Source organism: Vibrio sp. SCSIO 43153 (assembly GCF_023716625.1).
Lineage (GTDB): Bacteria > Pseudomonadota > Gammaproteobacteria > Enterobacterales > Vibrionaceae > Vibrio > Vibrio rotiferianus.
Genome location: NZ_CP071856.1, coordinates 1,693,560 through 1,710,245 on the forward strand (window position 1 = coordinate 1,693,560; position 16,686 = coordinate 1,710,245).

10 protein-coding genes and 3 pseudogenes are annotated in these 16,686 nt (G+C 45.0%); 12 read left to right on the plus strand and 1 reads right to left on the minus strand.

Annotated elements, in window-relative coordinates:
• Positions 1–117 precede the first annotated feature (117 nt).
• The 12 genes and pseudogenes from J4N37_RS23875 to J4N37_RS23925 all read left to right on the plus strand — a co-directional run bounded on the left by J4N37_RS23875 (position 118) and on the right by J4N37_RS23925 (position 15,737).
• Entirely contained in the window at positions 118–1,416 is a 1,299-nt protein-coding gene (locus J4N37_RS23875; protein ID WP_252042594.1) for a hypothetical protein, read from the plus strand.
• Between the two features lie 53 nt (positions 1,417–1,469).
• Positions 1,470–2,152: pseudogene (locus J4N37_RS23880) on the plus strand (GAD-like domain-containing protein).
• A 366-nt stretch (positions 2,153–2,518) separates the two neighbouring features.
• Positions 2,519–3,037, plus strand: coding sequence for a type VI secretion system effector Hcp-2 (hcp-2, locus tag J4N37_RS23885; RefSeq protein ID WP_143694185.1), 519 nt, complete (start codon positions 2,519–2,521; stop codon positions 3,035–3,037).
• Positions 3,038–3,138: 101 nt separating this feature from the next.
• Positions 3,139–5,202 carry a type VI secretion system tip protein TssI/VgrG gene (tssI, locus tag J4N37_RS23890; protein ID WP_252042595.1) on the plus strand — a complete coding sequence of 688 codons (2,064 nt, stop codon included), beginning with the start codon at positions 3,139–3,141 and terminating at the stop codon, positions 5,200–5,202.
• Between the two features lie 2 nt (positions 5,203–5,204).
• Positions 5,205–5,501, plus strand: a pseudogene (locus J4N37_RS25235) (PAAR domain-containing protein); the annotation flags it as partial.
• A gap of 81 nt (positions 5,502–5,582) precedes the next feature.
• On the plus strand, positions 5,583–6,722 hold the full coding sequence (locus J4N37_RS25270) for a Tle-like phospholipase domain-containing protein (RefSeq protein ID WP_503049251.1): 1,140 nt from the start codon (positions 5,583–5,585) through the stop codon (positions 6,720–6,722).
• 78 nt (positions 6,723–6,800) lie between these two features.
• The gene (locus tag J4N37_RS23900) at positions 6,801–7,649 is read left to right on the plus strand and encodes an ankyrin repeat domain-containing protein (RefSeq protein WP_252042597.1); all 849 of its coding nucleotides are present in this window, start codon (positions 6,801–6,803) and stop codon (positions 7,647–7,649) included.
• Positions 7,650–7,668: 19 nt separating this feature from the next.
• On the plus strand, positions 7,669–8,595 hold the full coding sequence (locus J4N37_RS23905; protein WP_252042598.1) for an ankyrin repeat domain-containing protein: 927 nt from the start codon (positions 7,669–7,671) through the stop codon (positions 8,593–8,595).
• Between the two features lie 24 nt (positions 8,596–8,619).
• Entirely contained in the window at positions 8,620–9,582 is a 963-nt protein-coding gene (locus tag J4N37_RS23910) for a DUF4123 domain-containing protein (RefSeq protein WP_252042599.1), read from the plus strand.
• Positions 9,579–10,490, plus strand: coding sequence for a DUF4123 domain-containing protein (locus J4N37_RS23915; RefSeq protein WP_252042600.1), 912 nt, complete (start codon positions 9,579–9,581; stop codon positions 10,488–10,490). Before J4N37_RS23910 ends, J4N37_RS23915 begins: the two co-directional genes overlap by 4 nt.
• Complete coding sequence (locus tag J4N37_RS23920; RefSeq protein ID WP_252042601.1) at positions 10,487–15,289, plus strand: RHS repeat-associated core domain-containing protein; 4,803 nt, start codon at positions 10,487–10,489, stop codon at positions 15,287–15,289. The genes J4N37_RS23915 and J4N37_RS23920 overlap by 4 nt, the downstream gene beginning before the upstream one ends.
• A gap of 10 nt (positions 15,290–15,299) precedes the next feature.
• On the plus strand, positions 15,300–15,737 hold the full coding sequence (locus tag J4N37_RS23925; protein ID WP_252042602.1) for a hypothetical protein: 438 nt from the start codon (positions 15,300–15,302) through the stop codon (positions 15,735–15,737).
• A 234-nt stretch (positions 15,738–15,971) separates the two neighbouring features.
• Here the strand turns inward: J4N37_RS23925 and J4N37_RS23930 are convergent.
• A pseudogene (locus J4N37_RS23930) lies at positions 15,972–16,460 on the minus strand (transposase); the annotation flags it as partial.
• Positions 16,461–16,686: the final 226 nt, after the last annotated feature.

Below are 16,686 nucleotides of genomic sequence, written 5' to 3' on the forward strand. Positions count from 1 at the left end.
TACTTGGATAAATAGACGACAAGTTAAATCCGTTCATCGGTTAAAGGGCTGGCAACAATTCATTCAACGTGCTTTGAAAAGAGAATGCCACGCCTTAGCTAAATAGAGAGCAACACTATGCCAAGAGCGAGCTTAGAATTTGCCGCAACTTTATACCAAGAGCAGAACGAACTATTAGAAAGCATGCGCGATGACGACGATAGTGTGCTTGATGCCATTTATGATGCGCAAAAGCGCTATGATGACTATGTACGAAAACTATCAACTCAGCCAGAAGTTGTAGCGGCGGTGCCTAGTTTTGTAAACGACCGATACAATGCTTATTTTCAAGCGGCTGCGTGGCATGTGGTGTATTTGTCTCAAAATACCGATGTGCTTGAGCAGATGTTTATGCTCAAAACCTCTAAGTGGACAGACCATAGAAGCTTTCATTTTTTGGAAGACAAAGAAGCCGATTTTGTTATTAATTATTTGAAAACCAAGGGCGAAAACGAGCGAGGATGGCTATTTCGTGTGAGTAACTACATCTCACGCAATCGACGAGCCGAGCATTTAGATCTGTTTGTACGTGAAGGGCAATATCGTTTCCCAAGTAGTTTTTGGGGGGTAGGTAGCTATTTTCATACCGCTCAATCGGTACAACTCATCAAAGAGTTGGATCAAGAGTCTGAGACAGGTACATACATTCGTGACCTACTGTTATTGCAACAGCCTGAAGTTTGGGAGCGAGTTAGGACGCGAGAGGAGATAGAAAGTGACTTTGGCGATACCCTCGCGCGATATGGTACGCCCGATGATTTGGACTTGTTTACACAGTTTATTGATGCCACTCCTGTAGGCCTTAGGTTCCCTTATTTAGATACAATTGTTTCTTTTGGTAATTTACGTGCCTTAACTTGGTTGTTCAGTCAACTCAAACACTCGGATGCGGTTTATCGAGCTATTTGTTTTCAAAAAATGTGTGAGTTCTTTCCTGAAGAGTTGGATGATGACCCTGACTTTGAAGACATTTTAGAAGTGTATGAGGACACTCTGTCGCTTGAGGGTGAAGAGGAAGACGAGTGGGAAGATCGAGTCCCTGAATCAGCGTATCTTCAATCGTTATGGGTTGATGTTCAAAGTAACGTGTTAGCCATCAGAGACATCAATAAGCGCTATGATGGAGCTGGAGAGTGTGATCATGAGTTTGACTTACTCTATATTCTTCGCACTAACCGCTATAACGGTATACGAAGCCGATTAAATAGTTTGTTTAACCAGTTAATTATTTACACGGGTCAATATTTTCCATTCGATTGTGATGCCTATATGGAAAAACAGGATACTCAAATCGATGTGTGGGAAAAGTACCTCGTAGAAAACAGAGAAAAATACTTGCCAGGGCGTTGGGTTCGTTGGGGGGAATACATTGACTAGCGTATGAATAATAAGCAGCTGAATTCGTTACCTGTAAATATATGGAATAGACAATGAGCTTTAAATTTCATTGGTCTGCAAAAATGCAGCAAGCTTTTGAGGAGTTTGAGCATACAATGGGCGTGCATCGTGGTTTCCCCATCGTTTGCAGTACACCAGTTCTCTCTGAGGTTCTTGAACAATACGACGGAGTATTGCCTAAAAATCTGCTGACCTATTGGGAGCGTCATGGCTGGTGTGGGTATAACAACGGTTTGTATTGGACGGTAAATCCCAACGACTACCGAGACATTATTGAACGCCTATGTGCGCTTAGTCAGCTAGATGACCCGTCGGAAACCTTTGTGATAGCCAGAGGGGCGTTTGGGAATCTGGAAATCTGGAACAGTAAGCGCGGTAATGTGATGTCTTATTATCCGGTGATAGGGCTACTGCATCAGTGGCACGCCGAAGAAATGCCAGAGCAAAGTGAAGAAGAGTTGGAATTAGATATGGCTCTTTTTTTGAAAGCGCTTCAAGTTACAGACATGACCAAGTAGACGAATATGAAGAACCTCTGTTTGAACGGGCTTTAGAAAAACTCGGCCCTTTGGCGGAAAATGAAATGTATGCGTTTGTTCCAGCGACTTGTTTAGATGGAAAGTGGCTTTTGGAAAATCTGCAAAAAGTGGATATCACCACCCACCTAGAAATGTTAATGGATCTGGAAGAGCCGAGTATTGATATTCTGCGCTAGTCTCATTACTTAGGAAACAAGGGCAGCATTTGGCAGGTCGTGTTGCTCCTATTTTTCTCAATCACTTATCTCTCCTTTTTATTGTGGCTCCTAAGTGTGGTGGATTCTTTCCAATTCAGATGCATACCCATAAAGAGCGGAATTTCGTTTGCTGATGCCGACATAGAAGCAACGAGTTTAGAGGCAAGCAAATTGCTACTTGCCTTTGAGCAATAATTTACTCGCTCTGGGTAATTTATTACCTGTGATGAGCGTAATGTCACTTTAAGTGACTGTATTTAAAGACTATAAATTTGGCATGACTCTTGATTAGTACTGACTGCATTCATATATGTTTTTGTTTTCAAACTAATTAAGGATTAAGTAATGCCAACTCCATGTTATATCTCAATTGAAGGTCAAACTCAGGGTCTAATCACTGCTGGTGCATGTACAGCAGATTCAATCGGTGACTCATTTGTTGAAGGTCATGAAGATGAGATGCTAGTACAACAGTTCGACCACAACGTTACTGTTCCAACTGACCCACAATCTGGCCAACCTTCAGGTCAACGTGTTCACAAACCATTTAAGTTCACAGTATGTCTAAACAAAGCGGTACCGCTGCTATACAACGCATTGGCATCAGGCGAGAAAATGACAAACGTAGAGCTGAAATGGTACCGCACCTCTATTGAAGGTAAGCAAGAAAACTTCTTCACAACCAAGCTAGAGAACGCGTCTATCGTCGATATCCACTGTGAAATGCCTCACTGTCAAGATCCTGCGAAATACGACTTTACTCAAAACGTAACAGTATCGCTTTCTTACCGCAAAATTACGTGGGATCACGTAAACGCGGGTACGTCTGGCTCTGACGACTGGCGTAAACCAATCGAGGCGTAATCCTCGTCTGTTCATCAATATTGATTTGATGTTCAGTCAGACCGGTGTGGGTGGCAACACCCACACTGGTCTTTGTTTCTCATATTAAGAAGGCACAGTTGATGGCAAAGTTAACATTCACCCTAACCGTTGAAGGATTACCAGAAGAGACATTTGTGGTTACTGGTTATCAAGGTAAAGAATCGCTATCGGATTCGAGCTTTGGCGTATCTCAGGCTTGTTATGGTTTTCGCTATAACATTGAATTGGCAAGCCGACAATCCGGTATAACCGCTCAACAGGTCGTGGATAAAACCGCCCAACTGACCATGAAACGCAATGGCGAACCCGTTCAATTTGTGAATGGTATTATTCGTCAGTTTTCTCAAGGTGACATTGGTCATCATCATACCGTTTATTCTCTAGTTTTAGTGCCGGCGCTTGAGCGTCTATCGTTACGTCAAAACAGTCGAATTTTCCAGTTAAAGACGGTTCAAGACATCATTAGCCAAATACTGGGAGAGATGGGCGTAGCGGATTTTAGTTTTGCACTAAAAAGATCCCTTTCTCAACGTGAATTCTGCGTTCAATATCGTGAAACAGACTTAGAGTTTGTGCACCGTCTCGCTGCAGAAGAGGGGATTACCTATTACATTGAACAAGCCGACGGCAAACATACGGTTGTGTTCTTTGACGACAGCGCTTTGATTAGCAAGTATGGCGCGCCTGTATTACACAATGGCTTGGCAGGCGGACAATCGGGTGAACCCTTTGTTTCCCAATTTAAAATTGAACATCAAAGCGAGCCAAGTCACCTCACTTTCAAAGATTACAGCTTCAAAAAGCCAAGCTATGGCTTTTTGCAAGAGCAGCAAGGTGCAGACCTGAGCTTCCAACAAAGCAGCTACGAACATTACGACTTTCCGGGACGATACAAAGATGATGGCTCTGGTATCGCCTTTAGCCAACTTCGTCTCGAATACTTACGCCGAGAATCAAACCTAGGGCATGGTAAAAGTAACCACCATGCACTCCAAGCTGGGGTTAAATTTGATTTAAGTGAAAACCTAGAAGCGAGCGCAAACCGCGATTGGATTGTAGTTGCGGTGACGCATCAAGGTACCCAACCTCAAGCGCTAGAAGAAGATGGTGGCCACGGAGCAACCACGTATTCGAATCAATTTACCGTTATCCCCGCAAACAAGACTTGGCGAGCGAAGCCTCAACCGAAACCGCAAGTTGATGGCCCAATGATAGCGAAAGTAGTCGGCCCCGCAGGTGAAGAGATCTACTGTGACGAACATGGTCGGGTAAAAGTGCATTTCCCATGGGATAGAGAAAGCGAACAAAACGAGCATAGTTCATGCTGGGTGCGCGTATCTCAGGGTTGGGCAGGGGCTCAATATGGTTTCATGGCTGTGCCACGTATTGGTCATGAAGTTATCGTCTCATTCTTACATGGCGATCCAGATCAGCCGATCATCACAGGCCGCACTTATCATGCGACAAATGTGACGCCGTATATGTTACCAAACCATAAAACTCGGACCGTAATAAAAACCCAAACCCATCAGGGAGAAGGTTCTAATGAAATCCGATTTGAAGATCAGGCCAGCATTGAGCAGATTTTCATTCACGCGCAAAAAGACCAAGACATCATTACCGAGAACAATCATCGAGAGCTTGTGGGTGTAGACCGACACTTGAGAATAGGTCGAAACTGGTTGCAAATGATCACTGAAAACGTCAATCGAATGGTTGGCAAAAATGTGATTGAAGAATTTGGTCAAGATCATCAGATCAAAATTGGCAGAGATGTCATTAAGCAGATTTTAGGCAAGATAAGTCAGCACGTTGTAGGCGGAATTATCTCTAAGATTGATGGAAGTACAGTCACTCAAATTGGCGCATCTGAAGAAAAAGAGATTGGTGCCAACCAACGTGTGAGTGTTGCAAACGAAAGTTACTTAAAAGCAACCAAAGTTGTACTAGAAGCTGGAGACTCCCTCACAATTAAGGGACCAGGTGGGTTCGTTAAAATTGATGGCGGTGGGGTAACTATTTCAGGAACCAAGGTCAAAATTAACGAAGGTGGTTCACCCGATACTGGTACAGCTCCTGCTATGATCAAGCCGCAAGACCCTGATAAACCTCAAGAACCTGATGGTCCGGATGAGAGGGGGTAATCATGCCGAGTGCAGCAAGGTTAGGTGACAGCGGCGGTGGTCACGGATGTTTCCCTGCCACGCCGATTATAGCGGGCAGTGGTGATGTATCTATTAATGGTAAACCAGCAGCTCGAAAAGGAGATGCGGTTCTACTCCACGCTTGTCCGTGTCCGTATAAGCCACATGGTGTCCATGGGCGTAGTATATCTGCTGGTTCGTCAAACGTTTCAATAAACGGAAAGCCAGCAGCTCGTGTCGGGGATGCTATTGATTGTGGTGGCTCTGTTGCATCAGGTTCGGGAAATGTATTCATTGGGGACACGCCATATCAGTCTCCAACACATGAATGTGGTGAAGGCGCAAGCGGGGAAAAAATTCCATTCTTGCGTATCCTACCGATGGCGACGCCAAAGCCCGCTTTTTGGGCGAAAGCGCCTTTCATACCCGAGCAATTTGCTGAGCTAGCAAAGCAGCAGGTGAAAACGCAACTGACAGAAGTTCAACCCGGCGCCTTGCCTCCTCTGGCTGAAGAGATTGTTAACTCGGTAAAAAACGGTGCGTCGAAAAAAGAGATGTTGGCGCTGCTAGAAGGTGAAACCACCAAGGCGATGCGACGTAAAGCACGAGAAGCCATTACAGAACAAGCGAGTGCTAAGGCCCCTGAGAAGGCAGAACGCTTTAGTAAAGATATGGATGCCGCTGAAAAAGCCATGCTCAGTGACCACATCTACACACTAGATAAACCAGTTGATGAACTAGATGATAGGCGTAAGCAACTAGCAGATGATTTTGATAACGACTCTGGTTGGTCGTTGGCGAGTGATGAAGATTTGGATGAGCTCGGCATTACGTCTTCAGATTTAGTCATTCCAGATAGTAATTTCCGTGCGCAGGTGTATGTACCGGAGCCCGAAGTGTTTGGAGAGCAGGCGAATCCTGTATTGGTTTTCAGAGGCACTGAAGGGGGAAGCGATTGGACTCAAGCTAACCTACCTCAAGGGTTAAATAGAGATTCAGTTTATTACGAACAAGCCGTATTACTTGGAATGCAGACCCAAAAAGCTGAGCAGACGATAGAGGTCGCAGGACACTCTTTAGGTGGTGGTTTAGCTTCCGCTGCATCGAAAGCCAGTGGTTTCAAAACAACGACGTTCAACAGTGCTGGTTTACACAAAAAGACAGTAGAGCGTTATGGTGTACCTAAAGCCTTGCAAGGCAGTGATGACAGTATCACTCGATATCGAATAGATGGAGAGCTGCTTACTTTTCTTCAAGAAGATATACCTTTGGCTAGCCGTTTGGTGCCAGATGCGATAGGCAATACTACGCACACTATGCCAAAGCCTAAATCATTGACTGCGGCAGCAGTGGGAACCGGTGCTGCATTGGGGCTTGGGCTTGGGCCTGGCGGAGCGCTAGCTGGTTTTGCCGGTGTAAAAGGTAAAGAGAAATTGGATCTACACGGTATGGATATGATGCGAGAAGCGATAGAAGAGCGTAAAGTCAGTGATTTACATTCCCTAGCACAACAGGCCTAAGCAATGACACGCTATGTTATTTTTTCACTTTTGGTAGTGCTATTACTACCTTTGACCACAAAAGCAGGAGTGCTCAATATGTTTCGTAGTAAACCGTATCCAGAAGTGTTTTTTTCAGGTGATTTACTGACAGTTGCCGAAGCCATTAAGAAAAAGGATATTGAAAAAGCTAAGCAGTTGGCAGAAAAGCTGCCGGACATTGATGCTCCGGGTACGGAAAACTACACGTTACTTGCTTTTGCGGTTGCAGATACCAATATTCCGGCTATCAAAATGTTGATGGCACTGGGGGCCGACCCTTCAACCGAACTAGGGTCGCAAGGGCAGAACGGCTCTGTTGCTTATTTGGCTATGTGGCGCAAAACTACAGAGGCACTTAAAGCTATGTTGGAAGCTGGAATGGATACAGAGATCCAAAGGGGTAGCAGTACCTTGATTTACGACGTACCTACTCTAGAAGATAACGATTCTTTGAGGCTCTTGGTTGAGTTTGGCGCTGATGTAAACGCTCGGGATCGTCTTGGTCAAACTGTATTATTTAATTTTATCAACGTAAAGTTTGACGAAGCTTTGTATCTCTTAGACAACGGCGCAGATCCCTTTGTAATGTCTAAATCAGGAATGACAGCTGCTTACTCTGTTCAAAAGTCACTCAATAGTATGGATAAGTCTACAGAGGCTTACCAAAAAATGCTTACCATCCAGCAGAAGATGATAGATCTTGGTGTGAAGTTTCCTGCACTAACCCCTTACGGCGAGCGTTTTCGTAATGACATCGTCTATTGCAAAGAGCCCAAGGGTTATCGACCACGCTCAGAGTGTAAGGTTGAAGGCGTGAGTCGATTTGAAAAGCCTCAATCCGAAGAATCTAAGTTGGCTGATGAAAAGATTCTACGCGAGCGCTATGGAATTAACGCAAAGCTGTAGCCCTCGAAGGTTCAGTAAAGTGCTAAAAGTTGCCTTATGGTTATTAGTTTTTGCACTGTGCTCTGTTCTTACCAGCAAGGTTGTGGATGCGATGTCGATAGTTGATAGTAAACCTTATCCTTCTGCCTTTTTCTCAGGTGAACTGTTACTTGTGGCACAAGCAATAAAAGAAAAAGAGATCAAAAAAGCCAACAAGCTAGCAGAAGCATTACCTGATATTGACGCACCAGGCAAAGAGAATTTTACCCTGTTAGCTTTTGCCGTGGCTGATAACAATGTTCCAGCCATTAAAATGTTGATGGCGTTAGGGGCTGATCCTGCTCACCAAATAGGTAAACACAAAGATAGAGGAACAATTGGTTCCTTTTCGATGTGGAATCGAAGCACGAAAGCGCTAAGAGCTCTGCTTGAGTCAGGGATGGACCCTGATCAAAGAGAAACTGATAGAACATTGATATATAAAGTTCCTGAACTTAGAGACAATGACTCGCTCAAGCTTCTCGTTGAGTTTGGTGCTGATGTAAATGCCAGAGATCGCTTAGGCCAAACGCCTTTATTTGATTTTATTAATGTTAGTTTCGATGAGGCGTTATATCTGTTGGACCATGGCGCGGATCCTTTTGTAATGGATAGATCAGGAATGACAACTGCTTATTCTGTTCAGGATGAGCTTAATAATATGGATAAGTCTACAGAAGCTTATCAAAAAATGCTTACAATCCAGCAGAAAATGACAGAGCTTGGTGTGACGTTTCCTGCACTCACTCCTTATGGCGAGCGTTTTCGTAATGGCATCGTCTATTGCAAAGAGCCTAGGGGATATCGACCTCGTGCAGAGTGCAAGGTTGAAGGAGTGAATCGATTTCTAAAGCCTCAATCTGAAGAATCTAAGTTGGCTGATGAAAAAATCTTAAGAGAGCGTTATGGCATTGACGTGCATCTGTAAACGTTGCTTAAAGGGTGTTGGTAAGTGGATAACTTAAAGTCAATTTTTGAAGTTCTCTCCGAAACGGAAGAGGGCACGCTGTATGTCATTTTCGATCAAGTGCAGCACCCTGAAGCGAATGAGTTTTGGCAAACGATGAGGCTGCGCTCTGATGTCGAGTGGTGTTACTTATGGCAAGACAGCCAGTATATGCAGTATCAAGATGCATCTCCGGTATTGATTACCATTGCTGATGGTAACCCTGGTGAAAGCTTATTGTATTGGTTGAACGACTATACCGAACATTATGAACGACTCGGAGTCGTCGGTCGTTATAACGGCAGCTTAAAACAAATTTATCAGCATTGGCGAAATTGGTTGTCTGTGCTTTATCCAGACGGGCAGGAAGCGTTATTACGTTTCTATGATCCGATGGTTATTGCCTCTTTTTACTCAGTCTTAACAGATATCCAAAAACAAGCTTTTAAAGGTGAACATTACCAGCTTTACACACCTAGTCTTAACGAGGATAAGCCACACCTCTGCGCAGTTATGAGTGGAGAAGTAGCGGGTGAGCCGACGGAAGAGCTAAACCAACAATCGATGACCTACCCAGTCAAGTTGACTCCTAGCCAGTACAGTCTGTTTTTCTATCCGGAGAGGTTGGACTCGCTGATTGATTCTCTGCATAACAAACTAGCACCGAATTATGCATGGTTGCTACCAAGAGAAAATGTTGCCATCCGATTCAACGAAGGGCTAGAACTTGCAGCACAAAAGTACCCAGATACCGATGCTCTCGGAAGGGAAACTTTTGCCTTGTATCGGTTTTATTTGGGTGACAAGTTCGATGAACACCCAGATTTTTATGATTTGTTAGCCCATCACTCATTGAGAAATGCAATTGGCAAGTTTGACGAAAAATACCAAGGTCGCAGCGAAGAACTCATGAATTATCGAACAGAAGGTTGGCTAGGCATGGAAGGAAAAGCAGGTTTCGAGTCATGATGAATCAATGGCCAAATATTGCAGAAGTTTCGCGCCAAGAGTGGCAAGAGAGCGCAAAACAAAAAGGCTGGTGGCTTTTAGTCGATTCAGCCATAAATTCGGACGTGTTGAACTTTATCCCTGCACCTCAACCTCAAAGTCGATTGTACTGGGATGAAATGGGCGAAGTTCACGCCTCAATTTCACCTTACTTGATACCAATGCATTCCATTGACTGGCTAGATGAAAATATTACCCATAAGTCAAACTGGGGAATGGCAATTCAGATAAATGAAGCTTTTCATGATGAGACGTTAGACAGACAACAAGAGATATTGCTCAGTCATTTACGAACTTGGTCATTGGCGCAAGCTCCCGAGCAGGAAGTGGCGATACTGCGGATCAATGACTGGAGCATTTTCCATGTTTTGTGGAATGCGACAGCTACGGAGAAACAGCCCGAGTTAAAAGGACCAATCCAATCGCTCTGCTATTGGGAAGCCAAAGATGAATCAGCATTCATGAGTAACCTTACCGGAGACATGAATCCAGAGGTGCTTGTAAAAACGCCCATTCAACTTACGGATGAGCAATACCTTGGTTTGTCTAACTGGGCTGACCGACATCAACACCAAAAATATCGTGAGCACTTGCAGCAACATCATCAGGATACTCACAAATGGAGTGAGGATGAGTGGAAAGCATTTTTGTCGCAGCAAACCAAACAAGCAAGAGATTACGGGTTTGAGCAACCTAACGATGTGGTGCGTTATTTAAGTCTCTCTGTCGTAATGGGGAAAGATTTTATTGATACCTCTTGGGCAAAAGAAGTGCTGAGTAAGCCAAGCCACCAAGGTAAAAAAAGTCACATGGACCAGCTATTTGCTCAAGCATTGAAACAATTAAACGAGGAGTCGTCGACATCATGAGCCAGAATAAGCACACGGAGCTAATGAGTAGTGCGCAAGCCGCTGAGCTTAATTTCTCTACGGACAATGTCAAAGAAGGCAACTGCAAAGAGTGCAATTGTGAAGTATTTGTACGTTGTCATTATGACGACGATAGCCCGATAAAAGAAGCGCCTTATACCCTAGTTGACAGCAAGAAAGGCGAAACGACCGGGCAAACAGATGAAAACGGCTTACTAAAAGTTATCAATATGCCTTGTGGTGGCTATGAGTTGTTTTTGGGAGAAGGCACCGATGCTTATGAGCCAAAGGACGTACTGACAAATAACCCTGCTCTGCAAACTAACCCAGAATATGCCGCCATCACAGGTGAGTACTTTGCGCTTTATACTATTTTAAATAGAAAAGGTTACCTCACTTACGATGCAGACGACAGCGACGAAGATGAAGTTGACGTTGATGGTGTGGGTATCATGTCGATGTTTGGCGTTGCTCCAGACGGATATGAAGAAGCGTACAAGCGATTCTGGGAACTCCATGAAGAGATTAACGACGGGCCGACCTCACTAAAAGAAGCTGTGAACCGCGCGCATTGTGGCCTAGCGGGTGAAGTTGCAGGACAAGCGAAAGACAACGAAGCATTGGTCTTATTCTGCGAAGTTGCGCTTGGCTTTGTGCCGGTAGTCGGTCAGGCGATGGATCTCTACGACCTTGGCGGCTGGGGCTGGAAAACTTATGAAGGTAAAAATCTTGATGAGTGGCACTGGGCGGAAGGTGCGCTTATTTCGTTGGGTTTTGTCCCAGGTCTGGGCGATGCCGGTAAAAAAATCGGTTTAACGATCCTGGATACGCTCAAAAAAGCCGATCCGGGTGTTATACAGCTAGCGATAAAAAAAATTCGCAGCCTGTCAAACGGTAACATTGTTAAGTACTTAATGAGTTTTGGCGACAAGCTCGATGAGGTGGCTGCTGAAGCGGATGTCCTGCTTAACAACATTATTAACGGTTTGACAAAAGTTCTCAAGGATTCAGCGAATAGCAGCTGGATTGTTTTAATGATGAAAAGCGAATTTGCGTTCTTCATTAAAGCGATGAAGGATTTAAAGAAAAAGATCAAAGAGTCCATTGATTGGATGCGTGGCAAAATTGATGAGTTCACAAAACTTGTATCAACGCGAATTCCAGGAACTGCAGCACGCAAAAACGCCAAGCTAACACCAGACAGTGCTGACGCCAGTAAAGCAGACCCACACCGAAAACAATCTGAGAAAGAGAACGGCAATACCGATATCAATGCCGGTGAAGGAGGCGGTAAGAAGACCAACGAGAAATGTGAGGGTAGTGAGCCGATTGATTTGTTAACGGGCAAAGCATATGAAAAAAGGGAAGACTTCGTTGTTGTGTCAAGACTTCCTCTTGTTCATGAACGCTACTATCAATCTGCAGGAGAACGAGAGACGGGTCTACTTGGCAAACTGTGGCGCAGCAATTGGGATATTAGCCTTATTGTAGAGGGTGGTCAGGTTAAGTTTATCGATAAAGATTATTCATTAGCCTATTTTGATGCGCCCTATCAAGGTTCACCGACTCGTTCAGAGCTGATGCCGCAATGGCGATTACATCGCGGTGAGCGTGGAGAGTTGATACTAAAAAACAAGAGCGGGCTTGAGTATCATTTTGAACACGCAGTAGGTACGACTTTACGTTTAACAATGCAGCAGGACGCGTATGGAAATGCTACGCAGTTTGTATACGATCGTGGTTGTTTAAAGTGGGTGGTACTTTGCGATGGTCGGTTAATCCAAGTCGAAACACAAAGAAACCGCATCAAAGAACTTACTTTATGCAAAGCAGATAAAACCCCAATCTGTAAGCTTGCCGAATACAGTTATAGTAGGCAAGGCTTCTTAAGTTCAGTACGTGCCGAGGCTGGACGCAACTTTGATTACCAATACAGTAAAGAAGGCTTTCTAACTTATTGGCGAGACCTCTCTCATACCTGGGTAGAGCATGACTTTGACGACAAAGGCCGTGCTATTGCAACTCGCTGTGCGGGTGGGTATTGGAATGATGGGATCACCTACGATGATGAAAACCGAGTCCATTACTATCACACGGCATTCGGTGGCACCCAAGCCCTTCACCTTGATGATCAAAACAGACCTCTGCAAATTGTTGATGAATTTGGCAACCCAACCAAAAGTGTTTGGCAAGATGATCTTCTGATTAGCCAAGAGAACGCACTCGGCGAAACCGTTCAATATGCCTACGACGATTGGGGTAACGTAACCAGTGCTATTGAGCCAAATGGTGCAGAACACGCCTATGAGTACAATGAACAAGGTTGGTTGCTGTCCTACACAAACCCAATGGGTGCGGTTTGGTCTTATGAATACAACAAGTATGGTGACGTAACTGCCATTACGGATCCAGAGGCGCACCAAACCCAAATTACCTATACCGAGTTTGGCCAACGTTCAAGCGTGACAGGGGCTGACGGCACAACAACTCATTATTCGTACTATAGCAACGGTTTGTTGGCAAGGGTTGAGCCACCCATCGGCTACGGTATGGACTTGTTTTACGACGAGCAGGGTCGCTTGATAAAGCGTGTGGCAGACAATAAGCAAGTGCGAGAGTGGTTTTACGAAAAGAACAACAAACAACCTTGTCGCATTCAATATGAAGATGGTACAGAAGCGCATTTTGAATACGATGTAGAAGGTAACTTAATTAAAGTGACGGATGCTCTGGGGCATAGTCAGCACTTTACTTATGGACCATTTGATAGGCTTGTGGAAGCGACGGATCCTTTAGGTGCCAAAACACATTATCACTACAATGCGGAAGCCGAGTTTGCGGGTGTTACAAACACTCATGGTCAAAAGTGGTACTACGATTTTGATAAAGGCGGACGAGTGGCTGCCGAGCACCACTATGATGCCCGTGTCGATCACTATCAGTATGATGCAGCAGGTCGATTGAATCGGCATATCAAGCCAGATGGTGTACAGCACAGTCACAGTTACGATCCTTCAGGAAAACTACTCGAGACGGTGACGCTCGATCACAACGAGCAACAATTGGGTAAAGCTTGGTATGAGTACGACGCTGCATCCCGCTTAACCTACACCGAAAATGGTGATGCATGGGTATCCTTTGCTTACAGCCAATCTGGGCTGCTATTGGAAGAAAACCTCAATGGCACCCCAATCGTTCATGAATACGATGAACATGGCCGCCGCATTGGCTCTTCAGGCAGTAAAACTGCGCGACAATATCAATGGTCCAAGCACCAATTACAGCAACTCTCTGTAGGCGAGCATACCCCGCTGCTATTTGCGTATCATCCCGGTGGGCAAGAGCAAACTCGCTCCACAGAGCAGGGGTTTAGCCTTCACCATCAATGGAGTGAAACAGGGTTACTGTTAGAGCAACAGCTCGGTAGCAATGGTGATAGCTTACGCCAATATCAATACGATGCCCTCGATAGGCTGGTGGGCATTAACGATGCCAAACGCGGTCAATCTAGGTTCAGTTTAAACGCTAATGGACAAGTTCAAGCCGAACGCCAGCAAAAGACGTGGGAAAGCCAGCAACGCTTTGTACACTTGTTTGGTTACGACAGTGAGCTTAACCTTAACCAACAAGGCTTTGCGACTGAATACGGTGATAGCGCCAGCAATGTGGTCTCGCTCGATGACGCACGAGTCAAACGCCAATCTCGCCAATACGATAAGGCTGGCCGTGTATTGGATACGGGACGATTCCGTTATCACTACGACATGTGTGGTCGCGTGGTCGAGAAAACCGAATACAAAGACGGCTTCCGACCAAAAACCACTCGTTTTGTTTGGAATGGGGATGACAGGCTCACACATATCGAACTGCCCGATGGTGGGCGGTACCGCTACCGTTATGACCCGTTAGGCAGGCGAGTCGCAAAAGAATGTTTGAGCACCCAGCGAATCACTGAGTATTTGTGGGATGGGGCAAACATTGTCCAGCACAGCCAAAAGACTGCCGATGGCAGTGTCATTCAGGAAATTGAATACCTGTACGAGCCAGAGACCTTCCGCCCACTCGCGCAGGTGACGCATAAGGCCAACCAAGCGTCTCAGCTACACTATATCGTGACTGACCATGCTGGAACGCCACAGGAGCTGTGCAGTGAAAATGGCGATGTAGTTTGGCAAGGTGAACAAGCCTTATGGGGCCATTACCAACAACGAAATGCACTTCCTAATCATGGTTTTAGAGAAAACGCCCACAACGATGAGCTATACTGTGACCTGCGTTACCAAGGGCAAATAGAAGACCGCGAATCCGGCCTTTACTATAACGTTAATCGCTATTACGATGCAGACAGTGGCCAGTACCTAAGCCCAGACCCTATCGGGTTTGCGGGAGGATTAAGGCCACAGGCGTATGTGTTTAACCCGCTGGATTGGGTTGACCCGCTGGGGTTGGCGGGCGAAGCTCATGAAGGGAAGGGTAAAGATGTTACAAAGGGTGGAAGATACGGAAAAGTTAGGTATGCTAATAAAGGTGGGGAAGTCCACCATATGCCAGCAAATTCAGTTACTGATTTGAAGCATAGCCAAGGCCCTTCCATTCATATGTCTGTAGAGGATCATCGGAAGACCGCAAGTCATGGCCACCAAGGCTTTGCGGGTGCGGAATACAGAGCAAAACAAAAAGCGCTCATCAAATCCGGTAAATTTGATGACGCAATCCAAATGGATATTGATGACATTCAGAGTAAGTTTGGTAACAAGTACGATGACGCCATTCTGCAAATGATAGACTCTTTAGATTGAGGTACGATTTATGACTGACTTAATTTTTAACCCATATGTCGGCGTTGGCCCCATACGCTTTGGAATGGATCCGTCGGACGTTGGAAAAGTATTAGGCAAACCGGACTCAATATCTACTAGTGGACGAGGTGAAACCGAAGAGCATCGAGGGGACATAACAATACGATATGACTCTGAAACTAACTGTGTTGTTGAAATGTCGTTTTGCCCTGATAGTGACTTGATGCTAGACAACGAGAGGTTATATAGCTCAAATGACTTGACTAAGTACCTTATGTCTAAAGATCCTCAGCCTGTTGAATGTTTTGGTTTCCTACTTTTTTTAAATCTTGGGATCGCTGCTACAGGTTTCCATGATGATGATGTAGATCAACTAGCTATTTCTGTATTCATAAAAGGCCGATGGGACTCAATGAAGGATAGCTTCACACCGTTCTTAAAAAAATAACAAAAAAAATAACAAGGACAGGCACTATTAATTGCATTATAAAGGCCACATGCTAAAACAGCACGTCGTCTTGGTTGGTCCTTGTTGCGATAGGTAAGTGGCCAAATCTAGGCAGTAACGAGTGATATTTGAACGGATTTACGCTCTGACAATGAATAGTCGGAATTGCCAAGCGCTAACAAGTTGACTCTTTGTTTAGCTTAGGGCGTGATGATAAAGGTGGGGGATGGGAAACTAGCTATCCAATCGAAGTAAGTGGATACGACGCTTGTTCAAGTTGAGCTTCGCTTGTTCTGCACTTTCTTGGCAGCCGACAGCTGTACTGCGGCAGCGCTCTAACTGAGTGCATGCCTCCAGCCAGTTTCGCTGGCTGATATTTAGACGTTGTAATATCGGTGGAATATGTATTTCCATACTGGCTTTGTTGTCTCGGTATTGACGCGCTGTCCAATCAACGAGTTCTATATAGTCCATCAGACGGAATGGAATACCGTCGATGGCTTCATTGGAGGGATTGCCGATAAATGGATGAAGACAAGGTGCCGTCGGCTGCTGGTGGTTCAGAGCCTCTAACCTTGCCTGAATCGAGGTATAGTCAGAGGCTTCTGGTGTGTCTGCAATACCTGTTCTAAGGGGATTTAAATCGACGTACGCCATCGCTGCCGCAAGGGCCTGTTCGTCTAGCAGGGCTTGGCTTTTAAAGCGGTTTTCCCAAAAGTGGCCTTAAAAATAACAAGGACAGGCACTCCTGAATAAACCTCAAGCTTATACAGCGCGAGGCTTTGGTTTGCCCTTGTCGCGATAGGTAAGTGGTCCAACCTAGGGAGTAGCCAGTAATATTGGCATGGAATTAAGCTCTGACAATGAACAGCAGGAATTGCCAAGCCTCCTTCCTTTACTGTGTCTGTCCATTCAATTCTTTTTATGAACAAATTAGTAAATCTTGTAA